18 protein-coding genes are annotated in these 20,868 nt (G+C 29.5%); 11 read left to right on the top strand and 7 right to left on the bottom strand.

All coding sequences use genetic code 11. From position 1 onward, the window contains the following. Positions 1 to 7 precede the first annotated feature (7 nt). Genes MHN29_RS18025 through MHN29_RS17990 form a run of 8 tightly spaced genes read left to right on the top strand, consistent with a single transcriptional unit; the run spans position 8 to position 6,890 of the window. On the top strand, positions 8 to 907 hold the full coding sequence (locus MHN29_RS18025) for an NAD(P)-dependent oxidoreductase (RefSeq protein WP_235276086.1): 900 nt from the start codon (positions 8 to 10) through the stop codon (positions 905 to 907). A 12-nt stretch (positions 908 to 919) separates the two neighbouring features. Further along, entirely contained in the window at positions 920 to 2,002 is a 1,083-nt protein-coding gene (locus MHN29_RS18020) for a DUF1972 domain-containing protein (RefSeq protein WP_235276085.1), read from the top strand. 19 nt (positions 2,003 to 2,021) lie between these two features. Next, on the top strand, positions 2,022 to 2,894 hold the full coding sequence (gene rfbA / locus MHN29_RS18015; RefSeq protein WP_235276084.1) for a glucose-1-phosphate thymidylyltransferase RfbA: 873 nt from the start codon (positions 2,022 to 2,024) through the stop codon (positions 2,892 to 2,894). An 8-nt stretch (positions 2,895 to 2,902) separates the two neighbouring features. Beyond that, the gene (rfbC, locus tag MHN29_RS18010) at positions 2,903 to 3,457 is read left to right on the top strand and encodes a dTDP-4-dehydrorhamnose 3,5-epimerase (protein WP_235276083.1); all 555 of its coding nucleotides are present in this window, start codon (positions 2,903 to 2,905) and stop codon (positions 3,455 to 3,457) included. Between the two features lie 6 nt (positions 3,458 to 3,463). Beyond that, on the top strand, positions 3,464 to 4,321 hold the full coding sequence (gene rfbD, locus MHN29_RS18005; protein ID WP_235276082.1) for a dTDP-4-dehydrorhamnose reductase: 858 nt from the start codon (positions 3,464 to 3,466) through the stop codon (positions 4,319 to 4,321). A gap of 4 nt (positions 4,322 to 4,325) precedes the next feature. Beyond that, a complete protein-coding gene (gene rfbB / locus MHN29_RS18000; RefSeq protein ID WP_235276081.1) occupies positions 4,326 to 5,375 on the top strand; it encodes a dTDP-glucose 4,6-dehydratase in 1,050 nt (349 codons plus the stop codon). Between the two features lie 9 nt (positions 5,376 to 5,384). After that, positions 5,385 to 6,335, top strand: coding sequence for an NAD-dependent epimerase/dehydratase family protein (locus MHN29_RS17995; protein WP_235276080.1), 951 nt, complete (start codon positions 5,385 to 5,387; stop codon positions 6,333 to 6,335). A gap of 3 nt (positions 6,336 to 6,338) precedes the next feature. Next, positions 6,339 to 6,890 carry a sugar transferase gene (locus MHN29_RS17990; protein WP_235276079.1) on the top strand — a complete coding sequence of 184 codons (552 nt, stop codon included), beginning with the start codon at positions 6,339 to 6,341 and terminating at the stop codon, positions 6,888 to 6,890. 41 nt (positions 6,891 to 6,931) lie between these two features. On the opposite strand, the gene MHN29_RS17985 is transcribed toward MHN29_RS17990, so the two are convergent. The 5 genes from MHN29_RS17985 to porV all read right to left on the bottom strand — a co-directional run bounded on the left by MHN29_RS17985 (position 6,932) and on the right by porV (position 13,288). Further along, the gene (locus tag MHN29_RS17985) at positions 6,932 to 8,785 is read right to left on the bottom strand and encodes a LysM peptidoglycan-binding domain-containing protein (RefSeq protein WP_235276078.1); all 1,854 of its coding nucleotides are present in this window, start codon (positions 8,783 to 8,785) and stop codon (positions 6,932 to 6,934) included. 25 nt (positions 8,786 to 8,810) lie between these two features. Beyond that, positions 8,811 to 10,346, bottom strand: coding sequence for a glutamine-hydrolyzing GMP synthase (gene guaA, locus MHN29_RS17980; RefSeq protein WP_235276077.1), 1,536 nt, complete (start codon positions 10,344 to 10,346; stop codon positions 8,811 to 8,813). 62 nt (positions 10,347 to 10,408) lie between these two features. After that, complete coding sequence (locus tag MHN29_RS17975) at positions 10,409 to 11,473, bottom strand: 3-oxoacyl-ACP synthase III family protein (RefSeq protein WP_235276076.1); 1,065 nt, start codon at positions 11,471 to 11,473, stop codon at positions 10,409 to 10,411. A gap of 158 nt (positions 11,474 to 11,631) precedes the next feature. Beyond that, a complete protein-coding gene (cdd, locus tag MHN29_RS17970; RefSeq protein WP_235276075.1) occupies positions 11,632 to 12,114 on the bottom strand; it encodes a cytidine deaminase in 483 nt (160 codons plus the stop codon). 82 nt (positions 12,115 to 12,196) lie between these two features. Then, a complete protein-coding gene (gene porV / locus MHN29_RS17965) occupies positions 12,197 to 13,288 on the bottom strand; it encodes a type IX secretion system outer membrane channel protein PorV (RefSeq protein WP_235276074.1) in 1,092 nt (363 codons plus the stop codon). A gap of 382 nt (positions 13,289 to 13,670) precedes the next feature. Here porV and gldJ point away from each other — a divergent pair, with 382 nt between their 5' ends. After that, on the top strand, positions 13,671 to 15,389 hold the full coding sequence (gldJ, locus tag MHN29_RS17960) for a gliding motility lipoprotein GldJ (protein ID WP_235276073.1): 1,719 nt from the start codon (positions 13,671 to 13,673) through the stop codon (positions 15,387 to 15,389). Between the two features lie 64 nt (positions 15,390 to 15,453). Beyond that, positions 15,454 to 16,707: a UDP-N-acetylmuramoyl-tripeptide--D-alanyl-D-alanine ligase gene (murF, locus tag MHN29_RS17955; protein ID WP_235276072.1), complete on the top strand. Its 1,254-nt coding sequence runs from the start codon at positions 15,454 to 15,456 to the stop codon at positions 16,705 to 16,707. On the opposite strand, the gene MHN29_RS17950 is transcribed toward murF, so the two are convergent. Further along, entirely contained in the window at positions 16,704 to 17,555 is an 852-nt protein-coding gene (locus MHN29_RS17950; protein WP_235276071.1) for an N-acetylglucosamine kinase, read from the bottom strand. The genes murF and MHN29_RS17950 overlap by 4 nt on opposite strands. A 162-nt stretch (positions 17,556 to 17,717) precedes the next feature. Here MHN29_RS17950 and MHN29_RS17945 point away from each other — a divergent pair, with 162 nt between their 5' ends. Continuing rightward, positions 17,718 to 18,455, top strand: a complete 738-nt coding sequence (locus MHN29_RS17945; protein WP_235276070.1) for a tyrosine-protein phosphatase — start codon at positions 17,718 to 17,720, stop codon at positions 18,453 to 18,455. Between the two features lie 42 nt (positions 18,456 to 18,497). Here MHN29_RS17945 and MHN29_RS17940 read toward each other — a convergent pair whose 3' ends face one another. Continuing rightward, complete coding sequence (locus tag MHN29_RS17940) at positions 18,498 to 20,867, bottom strand: tyrosine-protein kinase (protein WP_235276069.1); 2,370 nt, start codon at positions 20,865 to 20,867, stop codon at positions 18,498 to 18,500. Between the last annotated feature and the right edge of the window lies 1 nt (position 20,868).

Raw genomic sequence — 20,868 nt, 5'->3', positions numbered from 1 at the left:
AAAAAAAATGAAAAAAAAGATTTACATAGCAGGATGTGGTGGAATGTTAGGAGAAGCATTTTATACTCAATTCAAAGGTGATTTTGATTTAAAATGTACAGATAAAGATATAAATGAAGATTGGTTGAATTTATTAGACTTCAGAGATGCTGAGGCTTATGAAAAAGATGTTAAAGAATTTAATCCTGATTACCTTTTTCACATTGGAGCTTACACAGATTTAGAGTTTTGTGAGAAAAACGAAGATGATACTTACAATACAAATACATTAGCAGTTGAAAATGCTGTTAGAATAGCTAATAGTTTAAATATTCCATTATTATATATCAGTACAGCCGGTATTTTTGACGGTAAGAAAGAACTTTATGATGATTGGGATTTACCTAATCCATTAGGAGTTTATGCTCGATCTAAATATATGGGTGAGCGTTATGTTTGCGAAAATGCTAATAGATTCTTAGTATGTAGAGCAGGATGGATGATGGGGTCTGGACCTAAAAAAGATAAAAAGTTCATTCAAAAATTAATGAAGCAAATTAAAGATGGTAACAAAGAGTTATTCATCGTTGATGATAAAGATGGAACTCCAACTTACACTCACGATTTTGCTAAGAATGTAAAATTATTAATCGAAAAAGAATACTGGGGACTATATAACTTAGTATGTGGTGGACAAACTAGTAGATTAGAAGTTACTAATGAATTATTAAGATTATTAAACTTACAAGAAGAAATTAAAGTTACAGCTGTAAAATCTGATCACTTTAAAGATATCTATTTTGCTGAAAGACCTCCTAATGAAAGATTAATTAACAAAAAATTAGATATCCGTGGTTTAAATATAATGCAAGATTGGAAAGCTGCATTAAAAGAGTATATCGATAATTACTACCAAGATTATTTATAATCTTACAAAAATATGAATAGAATAAAGAAGAAAAAAATAGCCATTATTGGTTCCCATGGTCTATATGCTAAGTATGGAGGATGGGACCAATTAGTTAATAATCTAGCGGAAAAAAAAGCAGATAATATTGAGTATATTATTTTTAATTCTGCAGATACTGAGTATGTTAAACCTGCTCCAAAAGGCGTAGAAGTAAAAAAGTTAATTTTTAAAGCTGCTGGTTATCAGGGCTTTTTCTATGATTTTTATTCTATTCTTTTATGTTATTATAAAGTTGATGGTTTACTTTTATTAGGAGCTCAAGGAATGCCTATTATTCCTTTTTTATCAATTTTTAAAAAGAAAGCAATAGTTACAAATATTGGAGGAATAGAATGGGAAAGGCCAAAGTATAATAAAATTATCAAGGCATTTTTTAGGTACTGCTTTAGGTTAGCAAAGAAAAGAAGTGTTTTAATTTTAGATAATGAACACTATAAACAGTTCATTCCAAAAGGAGGTAATGCAGATTATAGAGTTATTCCTTACGGAGGAGAAATTAATAATTCTTTGACCGTCACGAAAGAAATGGTCGAAAAATATCCTTTCTTAAAAGAAGAATATTTCCTATCAATTAGTCGATCTTTAAAAGATAATATGATTGCAGAGCTGTGTGAAACATTTATCAATTTAGATAAAAAACTTGTACTCATTTCTAATTTATCAAGATCGGATTATGGAATGAAGGTTATGAAGAAATATTCAGGTTATGAGAATATCACACTGATTGATGGACTTTATAATAAACCTGAGTTAGATCTTGTAAGAAGAAAATGTGCAACGTATATACACACACACACGTTGTGTGGAACAGCTCCTTCACTTGTAGAAATGGTTGTTTCAGGTAGACCAATCTTATCTATTGATATTCCTCAAAACAGATTTACCCTAAATAATGAGTGTGGCTTTTACAAAGATTTCGATGAGTTAAGTCAAATTTTAATAGACACTAAGGATCTTACAAAGTTTACTCCTTCAGAATCACTACAAGAAGGTTACCATTGGGAAAATATTGTAAGAGATTATGAAGCTCTTTTTTTTAAAAATAATCAATAATCTAATTTTAAAAACAATTATGAAAGGAATAATTTTAGCAGGTGGGTCGGGTACAAGATTGTATCCAATTACTAAAGGAGTTTCAAAACAATTATTACCGATTTATGATAAACCAATGATTTATTATCCGTTATCGGTATTAATGCTAGCAGGCATTAAAGAAATTCTAATTATATCTACGCCACATGATTTACCTAATTTTAAGAAGTTATTAGGTACAGGTGAAGAACTTGGGATTTCATTATCATATGAAGAACAACCATCTCCCGATGGACTTGCTCAGGCTTTTATCATTGGAGAAGAGTTTATTGGAAATGATGATGTTTGTTTAATTCTTGGAGACAATATTTTCTATGGTCACGGATTAACAAGTATGCTTAAAAAAGCGAAAAGCAATGTCGAGTCTGAAAATAAAGCTACTGTATTTGGTTACTATGTAAATGACCCAGAAAGATATGGTGTTGCTGATTTTGATAAAGAAGGAAATGTTATCTCAATTGAAGAAAAACCTGAAAATCCAAAATCTAATTATGCAGTTGTTGGATTGTATTTTTATCCGAATAGTGTTATTGATATTGCCAAAGGAATAAAACCTTCAGATAGAGGAGAGTTAGAAATAACATCTGTAAATCAAGAATATTTAAACAGAGATTCTTTGAAAGTTGAGTTAATGGGAAGAGGATATGCATGGCTAGATACAGGTACTCACGACTCGTTGATGGAAGCAGGACAATTTATTGAAACCATTGAGAAACGTCAAGGATTAAAAGTTGCTTGTTTGGAAGAAATTGCATTGTACATGGGATACATAAATAAAGAGCAAGTGAAAGAGTTAGCAGAAAAACTTAAGAAAAACAATTACGGTCAATACCTTTTAAATCTTATTAAGTAATAGTATTTATGAATTTTACTAAAACAGAAATCCCTGAAGTAATTATTATAGAGCCAAAAGTTTTTGGTGATAATAGAGGGTACTTTCTAGAATCGTATAATCAAAAAGAATTCGAAAGTAATATCGGAACTGTTAATTTTATACAAGATAATGAGTCAAAATCGGTAAAAGGAGTATTAAGAGGATTACATTTTCAATCACCACCATTTGCACAAGCAAAATTGGTTCGATGTATTGAAGGTAAAGTTCTGGATGTTGCCGTTGATATTAGAGAAGGTTCACCTAATTATGGAAAGCATGTAGCAGTAGAGTTATCTTCTGATAATAAAAGACAATTATTTGTTCCTAGAGGTTTTGCTCACGGATTTGTCGTGTTATCAGATGAAGCAATCTTTTCTTACAAGGTAGATAATTATTACTCTCCTAATCACGATTCAGGAATTAAATGGGATGATAGTGATTTAAACATTAATTGGAATATTGATGTAAGTGATGTGAATTTATCAGAAAAAGATAAAAATTTAATTGCTTTTAAAGATTTCAAAAGCCCATTTACGTATTAATATAAAATGAAAGTATTAGTTACCGGAGCAAACGGACAATTAGGTTCTGAAATTAAAGAGTTATCTGTCAACTTTCCAAATCATCAATATTTTTTTGAAGGTTCGGAAGGATTGAATATTACAGATGCTAAGGAAGTAGAAGCATATATTCAATCAAAAGAAATTGATATAGTTATCAATTGTGCTGCATATACTCATGTAGATAAAGCTGAGTCAGAAGAAATAGCAGCAGAGAAAGTAAATGTCGAAGGAGTAAAAAATATTTCAAAAGGGCTCGAACAGAGAAACGGGAAATTGATTCATATATCTACAGATTATGTTTTTAATGGAAAAAATTACGTTCCTTATAAGGAGGATGATGCAATTGACCCAATTGGAGTATATGGTAGAACAAAACGAGAAGGAGAAGAGTTTTTTTTAAATTCGAAAGTTGAAGGAGCAATTATAAGGACGGCTTGGGTTTATTCGAGTTATGGCAATAATTTTGTGAAAACTATGATGAGATTAGGTCAAGACCGTGATGAACTTAATGTAATTTTTGATCAAGTTGGTTCTCCAACGTATGCAAAAGATTTAGCTGAGGTATGCCTAAAAATGTTAGACCTTAACTTTAAAGGAAAACAGGAGGTATATCACTACTCAAATGAAGGAGTACTTTCATGGTACGATTTTGCTAAAAGCATTATGGAAATTGGAGGTATTAATTGTAATATTTCTCCAATAGAAACAAAAGATTACCCAACTCCAGCAAGAAGACCTAATTATTCATTATTGAATAAATCAAAAATAAAGAAAGATTTAGGAATTGAAATTCCTTATTGGAAAGATTCATTAAAGAAGTGTATTAAAGAACTAGAAAAATAAAAAAATGAAAAATATATTAATAACAGGTGGAGCGGGATTTATTGGTTCACATGTAGTAAGATTATTTGTTAATCAATATCCAAATTATAATATTATCAATTTGGACGCATTGACCTACGCAGGGAACCTTGAAAATTTAAGAGATATAGAAGATAAACCTAATTATACTTTCGTTAAAGCTGATATATGTGATTATCAACTAATGGAAGAAATTTTTCATAAATATGACGTTGATGGAGTTATACATTTAGCAGCTGAATCACATGTAGATAGATCTATAAAAGATCCGTTTTCATTTGCTAAAACAAATATAATGGGAACATTAAGTTTGTTAGAAGCGTCTAAAAAGAAATGGGATGGAAATTTTGAAGGAAAATTATTTTACCATGTTTCTACCGATGAGGTTTATGGAACCTTAGGAGATGATGGTTTCTTTACGGAAACAACTCCATATGATCCGCACTCTCCATATTCAGCTTCAAAAGCTTCTTCAGATCACTTTGTAAGAGCATTCCAAGACACTTATGGATTACCAACAGTGATTTCGAACTGTTCAAATAACTATGGATCTTATCAATTTCCAGAAAAATTAATTCCATTATTTATTAATAATATCTGTAATAATAAGCCATTACCGGTGTATGGCAAAGGAGAAAATGTGCGTGATTGGTTATTTGTTAATGATCATGCAAAAGCAATTGATGTTATTTTTCATAAAGGTAAAATAGGTGATACTTATAATATAGGTGGATTTAATGAATGGAGAAACATTGATTTAATTAAGATTTTGATTAATACAGTAGATAGACTATTAGGACGAAAAGAAGGACAATCGTTAGATTTAATCACTTATGTTACGGATAGAGCAGGACATGATTATCGTTATGCTATTGATTCTTCTAAACTAAAAGACGAATTAGGCTGGGAGCCATCTTTACAGTTTGAAGAAGGAATCGAAAAAACTGTGAAGTGGTATTTAGAAAACGAAGTTTGGATAAATAATGTTACTAGTGGAGACTATCAGAAGTATTATTCTGAAATGTACAATAGTTAATTTTATATTATGTCTGATTTGGATAAGAATTTATCTAATATTACGAAAGTTTTAGTCACTGGACTAACAGGTTTTGTAGGAACTAATTTACGTACTTATTTAAAAGAAGATTTTTTAATTCAAGGAATATCAAGAAAAACTTCAGAGGGTTTAATTTCTTACCGTGACTTGAAAAAATCCTTACTCAATGAATCAAAAGCCTTTATACATTTAGCAGGTAAGGCTCACGATTTAAAAAAAACTTCTGATGATTCTGAGTATTTTAAAGCAAATACAGAACTTACAAAGAAATTATTCGATCAGTTTTTAGAGAGTGATTGTCAGGTTTTTATTTATATGAGTTCGGTAAAAGCTGTTACTGATGAAGTAGAAACAGTGCTTACAGAAGATGCTCAACCCAATCCGTTAACAGCATACGGGAAATCAAAATTGGCCGCGGAAAGGTATATTTTGGATAAAAAATTAACAAAAGATAAAAGAGTTTATATTTTAAGACCTTGCATGATACATGGACCTAATAATAAAGGAAACTTAAATTTATTATACAGTTTTATTTCAAAAGGGATGCCTTATCCATTTGGGAGATATGAAAATAAACGCTCTTTTTTATCAGTCCACAATTTGTGCTTTGTTATTGAAGAGTTGATTAAAAATAAAGATGTTAGATCTGGAGTATATAACATCGCAGATAATCAATCAATTTCTGCAAAAGAGTTAGTAATGAATATAGGAGAGGCTATAAATAAGAAAGTAATAATCTTTAATACACCTAAAATTATAATCAATTTCTTAGGTAAAATTGGGAATATAATCCCTTTCCCAATAAATACTGAGAAAATTCACAAACTAACTAGTAATTATGTAGTTTCTAATAAAAAAATTAAGCAGGCTTTAGGGAAAAAGATGCCTTTAGCTGTTGAAAAAGGGATACAATTAACTATAAAAAGTTTTAATATATAGTATATGATACGTTTTTTTGATTTTATATTTTCTTTTTTGGGAATTTTGGTATTATGGCCATTAGGTCTGATTGTATATGTATTAGGCTTATTTGATACAGGGGCACCAATATTCAAACAAGAACGAGTAGGTAAAAATAAAAGGCCATTTACACTAATAAAGTTCAGAACAATGGGAGTAAATACTAAATCTATGGCAACACATTTGGCAAACAGTAGTTCTGTAACAAAATTGGGTGCTTTTTTAAGAAAGTCAAAATTAGATGAATTACCACAGTTGATTAACGTTTTAAAAGGGGATATGAGTTTAGTTGGTCCAAGACCAAACCTTTTTAATCAAGAAGAATTAATAAAAGAAAGGAGTAAAAAAGGAGTTTATAATTTCTTACCGGGAATTACAGGTTTAGCCCAAATTAATGAAATTGATATGTCAACACCTAAAAAGTTGGCTGAGGTGGATGCTGAAATGTTAGAGTTTTTGACTGTAAAAAAATATTTTCAATATATTTTTGCAACTGTTGGAGGAAAAGGATCTGGAGATAGAATTAAGAACTAGTAAAATAAAAAGCCGATGTAAATTTACATCGGCTTTTATTTTTATTTTAATCTTTCTAAGCTTAGGTCTTTGTTGTATTTTACAATAAATAAACCTCTATTACTTGTACTTCCAAAAGTTTTCTTACGATAATCGAATTTATTTTCTAAACGAAGAGAAACACCGTCTTTAAAAGTATCTGTTAAGCTTTTTCCAGAAGCTAATCTCATTAAAACATCATAGGTAATATCAAACCCCTTGATAGCATAATCAGAAGGTATGGTGTTGTTGTTTTCAAAGTAATTTTTGTTGAAAACCTTTACATCATTAGAAGAATCATCAGCAAAGACATTAGAAACATATGTGAAATCAATACTAGCTAGTTTATTGTTTTCTATTTTATCGTATGCTTTATTTTTTTCAATTGCAAATACTTGAACTGTTATATCATCAGGTAAACCAATCATACTATTTAAAACATCAGCAATGGCTACATTATCATCAGATGTAATAACAACCCAGTTGTGTTTTTTAGGATTCATTTTTTCAGTAAAGCGTTCTCTTTTAATATAACCGTCTTTTGGTTTTAAAATATGAACGTTTTTAATTGAATCATGACTTTTTAAATTGCCAGCAATTTTTGTTATACTAGAGTTTGAATTCGATTTGCCATCACCTACAACAAAAACCTCTTCACCATTATATTTGTCTTTTAAATAAGAAATTAAAAAGTCAGTGTATTTATCTTTTTCAGGAGCTGTTTTAACCAATTTAGAAGAAGAAAAATTCTGTTGCTTACTAGAAAAATGAGGAAAAACTACTGGAGCGCTCACTTTACGAGCAATTATTTCTGCTTTATTAGAATAAAAAGGGCCAATGATAACATCGCTATTATCTAATTGATCTTCTTCTAATATTGAACTAACATTACTACCTCTGTTTCCAGTATCGAAAACATTTAAATTAACCATTACTCCTTGTTTTTTTATAGAGTCAATAGCCATTTCAGCTCCCATATAAAAATCAGTAACCATATTAGCTAAAGAAGCCGATTTATTCTTTTTCTTACTAAAAATATCTTTTGCAGATAGAGAATCGTATTCTTTTGCTTTAAAAGGTAATAAAATAGCTAAGTTTATAGAGGTGTTTTCTTGAATAGTATCTTTATAAAAAGTAAAGTTTTCATCTGAGTTAACTTCTTCTATAGGTTTAATTTTCAAAAGTTGACCAATGGAAAGGTTGTTGTTAACAATATCAGGGAACTCTGGGTTTAATCTAATTAAATCATCTTTAGAAATATTATAAAAACGTGTTAAGCTATATACAGTTTCTTTACTTTTAACCGTATGAGTTAAAAATTTTTCTAAAACTTCCTCACGATCAATAGTTATAACACTTTCAGTAGCTTTAACTTTTAAAACTTGACCAATGCTTAAGTCATTGTTTTTAATACCAGGATATTCTGGATTCCATTTAATTAAATCATCTTTAGAAATATTATACTCTTTAGTAATTCTATATACAGTTTCACCAGCTTTTACTGTATGTGTTTCATATTCATAAACAGTTTGTTGAAATACTTCTTCTGTATTTTCATTGTTATTTTCAGTAGATTCTGATTCTACAGTTTCTGTCTCAGTGGTAATAGGTTGTTCTTCTGTGCTTTCTGATGAAGATGAAGAAATTCCTTTTTTAATTTCAGGATTTGGTATAACAATTACCGTGTTTGGGTCAGGTCTTCTACTTACGTCTGGATTTAAACGAAGTAGATCCTTGGTTTTCATGTCAAGACGTTTCGCAATGTCACGCATTGTTTCACCATCTTTTACTTTGTAAGAGACATATCGTTTCTGCTGGCCACAGGAAACGGCAAAAGTTAAAATACAAATTAAAAGTAAAAATTGTAATTTCTTCATCTAGGTTGTTTTTATTTTTAAGGAATTACTCCCATTCAATTGTTGCAGGTGGTTTAGAGCTAATATCATAAACAACTCTATTAACACCTTTTACATTATTAATTATTTTATTTGATGTTTTTTGTAAAAACTCATAAGGTAAGTTTACCCAATCAGCTGTCATACCATCGGTACTTTCAACAGCACGTAAAGCTACTACTTTTTCGTAAGTCCTTTCATCTCCCATAACTCCAACTGAGTTTACAGGTAATAAAATTGCTCCAGCTTGCCATACCTTATTATATAATCCATCTTCTTTTAATCCATTAATGAAAATAGCATCAACTTCTTGCAATATTCTAACTTTTTCAGCTGTAATATCACCTAAAATTCTAATAGCTAAACCAGGGCCAGGAAAAGGATGACGTCCTAATAAGTCTTTATCAATTCCCATAGATGCTCCTACACGACGAACTTCATCTTTAAATATCATTCGTAATGGCTCAACTATTTTTAGTTTCATAAAGTCAGGTAATCCTCCTACATTATGATGACTTTTAATTGTTGCTGAAGGGCCTCCATTTACTGAAACAGATTCTATAACATCTGGATAAATAGTTCCTTGAGCTAACCATTTTGCATCTTTAATTTGAGAAGCTTCATCATCAAAAACATCAATAAATACTTTACCAATAGCTTTACGTTTAGCTTCAGGGTCACTTAATCCAGCAAGTTCATTCAAGAAACGTGCCGAAGCATCAACTCCTTTTACATTTAAGCCCATACCTTCATATTGTTTTAATACGTCGGTAAATTCATTCTTTCTTAATAATCCATTATTAACAAATATACAATGTAAATTACTTCCAATAGCTTTATGTAATAATACAGCAGCTACTGTTGAATCTACTCCTCCAGATAGTCCTAAAACAACTTTGTCATTTCCTACTTTAGCTTTTATGCTGGCAACCGTTTCATCTACAAAAGAAGAAGGTGTCCATGTTTGAGCTACCCCTGCTATATTAACTAAAAAGTTTTGTAATAATTGTTTTCCATCTGTTGAATGATAAACCTCGGGATGAAATTGAATAGCATAAGTTGTTTCTCCTTCAATCTTATAAGCTGCATTTTTTACATCATGCGTGCTAGCTAATAAAACTCCGTTACTAGGCAAGTCTTTAATTGTATCTGAATGACTCATCCAAACTTGACTTCCTTCAGAAATTTCGTTGAAAAATTCTTCTTCTTTTTTAATAAATGATAAATTGGCTCTTCCATATTCTCTGGTATTTGAAGGAGCTACAAGTCCACCAGAGAAATGAGCTAAATATTGGGCTCCATAACAAACAGCTAATAAAGGTTTTTTACCTCTAATTTCTGATAAGTCTGGATGAGGTGCTTCATCAGAACGAACAGATGATGGACTTCCTGATAAGATGACAGCTTTAAAATTGTTTAAATTTTCTGGTATTTTGTTATACGGATGAATCTCACAATAAATGTTCAATTCTCTTACTCGGCGCGCAATTAATTGCGTGTATTGCGATCCGAAATCTAATATAAGTACGTTGTGTTGTTGCATGTGCAAAAATAGTACTTAGATTTTAGATTTGTTGTATTTGATTTTAGATTTTTTGAAGTTTTTTAATAACGATAAACGATTGCATTAATACTCATTCCTGAGCCAACAGAAGCTAACATAATTACATCTCCTTTTTCTACCTTTTGATCCTCTATTTTACCTTTTAAAACTAAATCTAATAATGTAGGAACGGTTGCTACAGAACTATTTCCTAGTTTATGAATACTCATTGGCATAATACCTTCTGGAATAGGTTTTTTATATAGTCTAAAGAAACGTTTAATAATTGCTTCATCCATTTTTTCATTTGCTTGATGGATAAAAACTTTTTTTACTTCATCTATTGCTATTCTACTTTTATCTAAAGCTATTTTCATAGCGTTTGGCACATTGTTTAAAGCAAACTCATAAATTTTACGACCATGCATTTTTATATATCGAACATCCTTATCGTGACTTTTATTATAAGATTTTCCGAAAAATAAATAGAAGGCTTCTTCTTTAGTAAATGTTTGACTAGCATGACTAATAATTCCAGATTCAGAACCTTCTTTTGCTTCAACTATACAAGCTCCAGCACCATCACTATATATCATAGAGTCTCTGTCGTTTTGATCTACAACTCTAGATAGTGTTTCAGCTCCTATAACTAAACATTTTTTTGCTATTCCAGCTTTAATAAAGGCTTGCGCTTGAATAACTCCTTCTACCCAACCTGGACAACCAAATAAAATGTCGTAAGCCACACAGTTAGGGTTTTCTATTCCTAATTTATATTTAACTCTAGTGGCTAAACTAGGTAAGATGTCACTTTGAATTGCATTGCTCTTTACGTCACCAAAGTTATGAGCTAAGATTATATAATCTAGTTCTTCTGGATCTATATTAGCATCTTTTATAGCTTTCTGAGCAGCAAAATACCCTAAATCAGAAGCATTATATTCATCTTTAGCATAGCGTCGTTCTTCAATCCCAGTAATTGATTTAAACTTTTCAATAATTACATCATTTGTACTAGGAAAATCAGAACCATCTTCATTCAAAAATTGATGATTAGAAAATTCTGCATTTGTTTTTTGAATTGAGGTAATATATGTTCCTGTACCTGTAATTACTGATGTTGTCATTAGAATTCTTTAAGGGTTAAAGAATACAAATAAAGCATTTTTAATTACATTAATACCTTAATTATCAGTCTATTTTTAAGAATTGTCGAATTCTTAAAAAAGGCTTGAATAATTATTTATTTAACAAAAAAAAGAGAGCTTTTCTGTGTTTGTTGTTTTTATAAATATGAACTATCAAAAGAAAAAGGCAATAAAGACAGTAATGATTCTGTTTTTACAATTTTACCAACCTCTCCCATAAAAAGAATCTCCATAGGTTCTTTTTGGTTGATTTCATATTCAGATAATGTTTGTCTACAAGCACCACAAGGCCCAACAGGTTTGTCTACTTTTGTTTGGGTTGAAGCAGCTGTTATAGCTAATTTTTTGATTTTTATTCCAGGGAATTCTGAGCCAATTTTCCAAATCCCGACTCTTTCAGCACACATACCAGAAGGATATGCAGCGTTTTCTTGATTATTTCCTAAAACAATTTCTCCATTCTCTAATAAAAAAGCAGCGCCAACATTAAATTTAGAATAAGGGGCATAAGCCTTAGCTCTAGCTTCAACAGCTTTATCCATTAGCATTCTATCTTCCTGAGATAATTCTTCTATACTATTATAAATAATAGCTGAAGATTTTACTTCTATTTTTTCCATAAGAAATAGTATTGGTCAAAAAAAGCAGTCGTCAAGACTGCTTTTAAATTATGTTACGAAATTAAAAAAAAAATACTAATTTTTAGTAATCTTCGTAGATTTCTCCTAAATCAAATGATAAAGAGAATCTTAAAGTATTTTCTAATGGGTTATTTACTGCAGAAGTATTAACTAAGTATGATAAATCTAAAGTAAATGATTTAGCTGTAAACCCTGCACCTAAAGTGAAAAATTGACGTTGACCTTTTTCTTCACTTTCATGAAAATAACCTGCTCTTGCTGCAAAAGCATTGTTGTATAAATACTCCGCTCCTAAAGCCCATGTTACTTCTTTTAATTCCTCACCAAAACTTCTATCTCCTAAAGAAGTAAACATTCCTTCAAACCATCCTCTAGTAGATTGAGTACTACTTGAAGGGACTAAAAGTTTTGTGAATTCTAAATTTAAACCTAACGTATTTTGGCTATCAAAAATAAAATCAAAACCTCCACCTAATTTAGCATTAGTAGGAATAAAGTTTTCTTGTCCAGGTGTATATTCAACTTTAGGACCAATATTAGCAATGTTGAAACCTAAACGATAACGACCATTGAAACTCCCATAATTTCTCTCATCAGATTGGTAATAACCAGAAATATCAACTGCAAATGAGTTAACAGCATCAATACTATTGTTAGTAACATCTAAATTTGAGTTTATATATTTTAATCCAATACCCATTGAAAATTTTTCACTTAATTTCATTGAGTATGTACCAGTAATAGCAAATTCACTTGGATTTGTATAACCTAAACTTTGAGCTAAATCCGTTGTAAGTTCTATTTTACCTAATGAGAAATACTTAACGTCAACACCCCAAGCAGCATTTTCTTTAAATCTATTTACGTAAGAAGCATTTCCTATAAATATATCATCTGTTAAATTACGCAACCAAGGAGTATAGTTTAAACCAATACTTATTTTGTTTTGGTTAAAAGCGGTTTTTGCAGGGTTGTGAAAGATTGAAAATGCATCAGATGATGTAGCTACACCCACATCTCCCATACCGCCAGCACGAGCGTCTGATGAAATTAATAAAAATGGAGTAGCTGTTGTGATTCCACTTGATGTTGATTGTGCTTTGATTTGAAGGGCAAAACATGCAAAAAACAATAAAATTGATAATTTTTTCATGTAAAAATTTGATTATTAGTTCGGCAAATATATGATTTTCTTAAAAAAATGCTAAAATCTGTTAAATTTTAACCACTATCTTAACGATCATAGGATAAAATTATTACATTTTTTTGAAGAATAGTTAAAAATATTTTAAAATATTTTATTTCTACCTTTTTTTTGTTTTTGAAAGTGAGAGCCTTAGATATTTATTGTATAAAATAATAAAAATTAATGCTAGATATTTAATCTTTTTCTTAGATTCGTAATACTAAACTTAAAAAATGATCGTTTGTAATCTTGCAAGAGCAACTTTCTAATACGAGAAATTGTAGATAAATTAGTTGTAAGAAATTAGAAATATTGTAAATTGCGGCACCCTTAAAATAGTTAAAAATACATGAAAAGTACCTTAAAATTATTTAGTTTGTTGGCTATCACTAGCTTATTAATTACTTCTTGTAAAAGCAATAGAGGTGGTTCTAGTGATGTAGATCCTTTTACAGGATGGAGATTTAATGATCATAATTATGGAAATATAATAAAAGGATCTTATAACCCTAATAAAGATGTTCCTATGAATATGGTTCATATTGAAGGAGGTACGTTTACAATGGGGCTAGTTCAAGATGACGTAATGTTTGATTGGAACACTACTCCTAAAAAGATGCATGTTCGTTCGTTTTACATGGATGAAACGGAAGTAACTAATTCTGCTTATGGAGCATTTATGCAATACACTAAAAAAGTGTTTCCTCCAGAAGAACCTCAGTTTAAAAATATTTACAAATCAGTTTTACCGGATACATTAGTTTGGAGAAAAGGACTAGGTAATACAAATTTATTATCTGAAAGTTATTTAAGACACCCATCTTATGCAGAGTACCCAGTTGTAGGTGTTAGTTGGTTACAAGCAACTAAATATTGTAAGTGGCGTACAAATGCTGTTAACTTAAAGATTTTAATGGATAAAGGTGTAATTAAAAATATTTTTAAAGAGGATTCATTAAGTTTTAAAGGGAAAAACAATTTCGATACAGATACTTATTTAACTAATCCTTATGCATTATTTGATGGGGATTCAACAATTTATAAGAAAGGAATTCCTGTGCCAAGAAAAAAAGGAGATCCTAAGCCTGGTAAAGATGAGTTTTCAGGAAGACAAGTTACTTCTTCTGATGGTATCCTATCTCAAAAGTTTAGACTTCCAACTGAAGTAGAGTGGGAGTACGCTGCTAAAGCAATGTTTGAAAATAGAGAATACAATAATATTAGAGGAAGAAAGAAGTATGCTTGGAATGGAAAGTATACTAGAGATAGAGATAAAAGAAGAAGAGGAGATCAATTAGCTAACTTCAAACAAGGAAAAGGAGATTATAGTGGTATTGCTGGATGGAGTAGTGATATGTCTGATATTCCAAACGCGGTTAGAAGTTACCCTCCTAATGCTTTCGGATTATATGATATGTCAGGAAACGTTGCTGAATGGGTAGAAGATGTATATCGTCCTATTATTGATTCAGAAGCAAATGATTTTAACTATTTTAGAGGAAACATATTCACAAAAAAGTTAATAGATCAAGATGGTAAAGTTGTAATCGTTGGAGATGAAATAGGTGATATTGAATATGATACTTTAGAAAACGGTAGAATTGTACCTAAAGATTTACCAGGAAGTGTAAAGTATATTCCAATTACAAAAGAAGATACTTACATGAGAAGAAACTATAATCTTGCTAATAACTCTAGTTTAGGTGATGGAGATCAGGCTTCTTCTAAGAATTATGGATTAGACAAAGATCAATTAGATCCTAAATCTAGAATGTATAATTCGCCACAAAAACCTGAATCAGAAAAAGATTCTTTAGGAAATGTTATCAATAACTATAAGTATGACGCTAAAACAAGAACAACTTTAATTAGTGATAAATCTAGAGTTTACAAAGGTGGTTCTTGGGCAGATAGAGAGTATTGGTTAGATCCAGCTCAAAGAAGATACTTCCCAGAATATATGGCAACTAACTTTATTGGATTTAGATGCGCTACTGATAAAATGGGGCCTATGATGATGAACAAGAGAAAGACTGCAACGCCAAAGTATGCTAAAAGAAGAAGATAGTTTTATCTTTTAAATTATAAATTAAACCTCATTGAATTTCAATGAGGTTTTTTATTTTTACAACATGGATATAAAGGAATTATATAGGTTGTTTATTCAACATGGTTTAGTTGATACTGATACAAGAAAAATAAGAAACAATTCGATGTTTTTTGCACTTAAAGGTGATAACTTTAATGGGAATAAGTTTGCTTCCGATGCATTGGCTAAAGGAGCTAAATATGCAGTTGTTGATGAAATTGAATATAAAACTAATGATAATATAATTTTAGTTGATAATGTGTTGAAGGCATTACAAGATTTAGCTAATTATCATAGAAATGAATTAAATATTCCAATAATTTCTTTAACAGGTAGTAATGGTAAGACTACCACAAAAGAATTGATTAATGCAGTGCTATCTTGTAGATTTAAAACGACAGCTACAAAGGGTAATTTGAATAATCATATTGGAGTTCCTTTAACATTACTTTCAATGAATTCTGATACTGAAATTGGAATAGTTGAAATGGGAGCTAACCATCAAAAAGAGATTGCTTTTTTATCTAAAATTGTCGAACCTAATTACGGTTATATTACTAATTTTGGTAGTGCTCATTTAGAAGGTTTTAGATCTATAGAAGGAGTAATTAAAGGAAAATCTGAATTATATGATTTCATTAGAGATTCTAAAGGAAAGGTTTTTTTAAACTCAAAAGATCCAATTCAAGTTGAAAAAACTAAAGAAATTGATGTTATAAGATTTGAAGAATCAATTAAATTTATTAGCGCAAATCCATTTGTTAGTCTAGGTTTTAATAATGATGTTATATATAGTCAATTGATTGGCAGTTATAATTTTGCTAATATATCTGCTGCAATTACAATAGGTAATTATTTTAAAGTACCGCAAAAAGAAATTAAAAAAGCTATTGAAAACTATATACCTTCTAATAATAGATCAGAAATTATAGAAACAGAAAATAACAAAATAATTTTAGATGCATATAATGCGAATCCTACAAGTATGAAAGCTGCTTTGGATAGTTTTGTACTATATGAATCTAATCATAAAACGGTTATTTTAGGAGATATGTTTGAACTTGGAGATTATAGTGAGTTAGAACATCAAAAAATAGTAAACTTTGTCTCTAAAGCTAAATTTGATAGAGTTTTGTTAGTTGGAAAGAATTTTTTCCAAACAGAAACAAATTATCAAAAGTTTAAAACTTTAGATGAGTTAAAAAAATATCTTCAAGATAGCCCTATTAAAGGAAGCACAATTTTAATTAAAGGTTCTAGAGGTATTGCTTTAGAGAATACATTGCCGTTATGTTAAATATCATTTTCCATATGAAATTTAACTAGATTATCAATAGGACGTTGGATAACATCAGTAATAATTAGGTTGTTCTTAGAAGCCACATTTTCTAATATATCTATAAAGTAGTATGCTATAGATCCTATAAAGTAAATTGGTGTTTCAGTTCCCTTCTGGTATGGTAATATCCTGTATTTAAAAAATTCTTGAAAGCCTTTTTTAATGATTTTCTTAATGTACTTTTTATCCTTATAGTCAAACATGAATTTAGCAAATGTGGCTAAATACATATTTGGATTTGGTTTCCTATATAGATTCATTTTTATATGATCTGCATCAACATTGAATTCCTTTTCGAAAGATTTAGCTATTTTTTGAGGCATTTGTTTATAATAATAATCTTTCAGTAATTGTTTGCCAAAGTAATTACCACTAGCTTCATCCATTATTGTGTAACCCAATGAAGGAGTAATCATTTCCATATCATTTCCATCATAATAGCAACTATTAGATCCTGTTCCTAAAATACAAACAATGGCAGGGCTTTTAGATGAACTAGCATATACTGCAGCTAACATATCTTCTGATATGTTTATAGACGCATTTATAAAAATGGACTTTAAAACGTCATGTAAAATTTTAACAGGTATGGCTGTTCCGCAACCAGCTCCATAAAAATGAATTGCTTCAACTGACTCTTTAATATTAATTAGCTGAAATATATTTTCTATTCTATTTAATAATTCTTCTTTTGCAACAACAGCTGGATTTAAACCTAAAGTTCTTACTCTAAAAACTTCTTCTTTATTATTATCTAAAGCAATCCAATCTGCTTTTGTAGAACCACCATCAGCTATTAAAATCATTATATTTTATTTAGTTTTGCTCAAATATATACTATCAAAATTAGTTGCACAATAGCTGTATTAATCTCAATCGATTTCGTAATAAAAAAAGGTATAATTTTTGTTTAGCTAAGGTGTATTATTAGTTTAAATTTGTAAAATAATTAAGAGATAAAATAAAATATGTTGTTTTTTAAGAAAAAAGAGATTCCTTTAAATGAACTGTTTCCTGAAGGGTTTATAGATATTCATTCTCATTTACTTCCTGGAATTGATGATGGAGCTAAAGATTTAGAAAATTCAATTTCTTTGATTACTAAGATGTATTCTTATGGAATTAAAAACTTTATTACTACACCACATGTTTTAGGAGATGTATATCCTAATTCCTCTAGGGTAATTCAAGAAAAACTAGAAGTAGTTAAGTTAGAGTTAAAAAAACAAGGTTTTGACGATATAAAGATTAATGCAGCAGCAGAGTATATGATGGACGAACAATTCGTTGAAAGATTAAAAGAAGGCGATATTCTGACTCTAAAAGATAATTATATCTTAGTAGAGATGTCATATTTCAATGCTCCTTATAATTTATATGATGTTTTATTTGAAATTCAGTTAAAAGGTTACAAACCCGTTTTAGCTCATCCTGAGCGCTACAATTTTTATCATAAAGATTTTCAGAATTTTTATAAATTAAAAAAGGCAGGATGTGTTTTTCAATTAAACTTATTATCATTGACTGAACAATACGGAAAAGGGGTACAGAAAACAGCTCAAAAATTATTAAATGAGAATATGTATGATTTTGTTGGAACTGATACACATCATCATAACCATCTTAAGTTGTTAAATAAAATAGGTACAGTTAAAACAAGAAAGCAAATTGAACATTTGTTAAACAATAATAAAAAGTTCTTATAAATAAAAAAGGAAGCTATTAGCTTCCTTTTTTATTTATAATGATTAATTAAAGATTCTTTTATACCAAGGTAAATCTTCCTCTTCAGGTATACCATAACCATAACCATACCCGTAACCATATCCATATCCACGTTTTAAATCAACATCATTTAAAATAATGGCTAAGTTAGGAAGTTTTTTATCTTTATATAGAGTCTGAGGTACTATAAGCATACGTTTATCTAAATAATTAGCTCTGGTTACATATATAACTAAATCTGCATGTTTAGAAATAAGCATTGTATCAGTTACTAAATTTACAGGAGCTGTATCTATAATAACATAATCATACTTTTCTTCTAATTCTGTGAAAATATCTCCAATTTTTTTAGACATCAATAATTCTGCTGGATTAGGAGGGATAGCTCCAGAAGCAATAATGTCTAAACTAGGTATTTCATCAATAGAAAATTTTAAAGAGTCTAAGGTGATATTATTATTAGTTAAAAAGTTGGTAATACCTTTTCTGTCAGGGATTTCAAGATACTCTGTGATTTTAGGAGCCCTTAAATCCATTCCAACTAGAATAACTTTTTTACCAGATAAAGATAAAGAAGCAGCTAGATTTATCGAAGTAAATGATTTCCCTTCTCCACTTGTAGTGGAAGTAACAAATATAGTACTACCTTTTCCTTTTGACTTTTCAGGTAGCATAAAATCTAAGTTCGTTCTAATTAACCTGAAAGCTTCAGCTGTGCTTGAACGAGCACTTGAATTTATAACAATTTTTTCTCTTGTTAAAGAATGAGGTATATCTCCAAGATAAGGGATTGTGGTATGTTCTTCAATATCTTTTTTAGTATGCACTTTGGTATCCAAAAGATCCCTTAAATAAATGAATATAAAAGGTATAATTATCCCTAATAAAAAAGCCGTTACGTAAATAATTTTTTTCTTTGGACTTATAGGAATATTAGAACCATAAGCCCTGTCTATAATTTTAGCGTTAGGAACAGCATTAGCACTTAAAGAGATAGCTGTTTCTTCTTTCTTTTTTAGTAGGTAAGAATATAATCCAGCGATAATTTCTTGCTGACGAGCTATGTCTAAAAATTCTCTTTCTCTTGCTGGTATTGATGAGATTTTCGAATTGAAAATACCTGATTCTCTTTGCAAACTGTTTACTTTTAATTGAAGTGATTTAACAGTATTATCTAGACTTCTTTTTAGAGAGTTTTTTAAACTTGATATATTATCTCTAACTTCAATTAGTATTGTGTTTTTTTCTCCAGCACTTTTTTTCAAACGTTTTAATTGTGTAATTAATAAATTATATTCAGAAATTGATTTAGCTATATTAGGGTCTGTTAAACCTAAGTTTGCTGGTAAATAATTATCGTTAATTAATTCTTTACTAAGTGATTTAGCTAGGTTTAACTCAGTATTAGCTTCGGTTAATTTTTGATGATTTAAAGTGTTTGTTTCTAAAGTTAGTTTTGCTTCAGATTGAATATCAGTAATATTATGTTTGTTTTTAAACTTTTTTACTTTATCATCTATATCTGCCAATTCATTACCAACACTGCTCAAGCGTTCAATAATAAAATCCTTAGTTCTTTCTGAAACGAGTTTTTTATCTAAAATAGCATCATTATTATACTGTATAACCAATTCATCCAATACATCCTCGGCTTTTTCTTTTATTGCAGATTCCAAGGATAACATTAAAACACTTGACTTTTTATTTATTGGAGAAATATTTATCTTTTTTTGATATAGATCAATTGTTTTATCTATGGATTTAATAAAAACTTTTATGGTTTTATTTGTAGTTTCATCTAAAAAAAAATCACTTTTTATAATTTTAAACTCACCTATTTTAGAACTTTTAATAGCTTTATTAAATGAGTTTTCTGAAATGAAATTATTATCCTCATCTAGTAGCTTAAATTTTTTATCAGATAAAATTTTAATATTTAAAACAGTATCTAATTCAACGAATTTTGAATATAAAGAATCTTTGGGTACAAAGGAAATTGCCCTATTATTATAAGTTTCGGACTCTTTAATTCTTCCTTCAACTATATATTCAATGTTTAAATTTAATTTACTTATAACACTATGTATTAGTTTTCTAGATTTAATAATTTCAATTTCATTATCGATGTTTTTACTAGAACTACCCCCAATACCAAGATCTGCAAAAGCAGCAAGTTCATCAGGAAGACTCCCTTTTTTATCATTTTTAATAAGTATTGTTGCTGTTGTATTATATAAAGGAGTACTATATCTTAAGTATAAAAAAGCCACTGCAATCGAAACCATAATACCTAAAACAAACCATTTCCAATGGATTAAATATTTTTCTAACTCAGCTCTTATGTTAATAGTATTGTTATCTTGAAGTTGTTGAGAATATTGTTCTTTATTCATG

This window comes from Tenacibaculum sp. Cn5-46 (assembly GCF_022347705.1).
GTDB lineage: Bacteria > Bacteroidota > Bacteroidia > Flavobacteriales > Flavobacteriaceae > Polaribacter > Polaribacter aiptasiae.
This window is presented reverse-complemented; position numbering and strand designations above follow the sequence as displayed.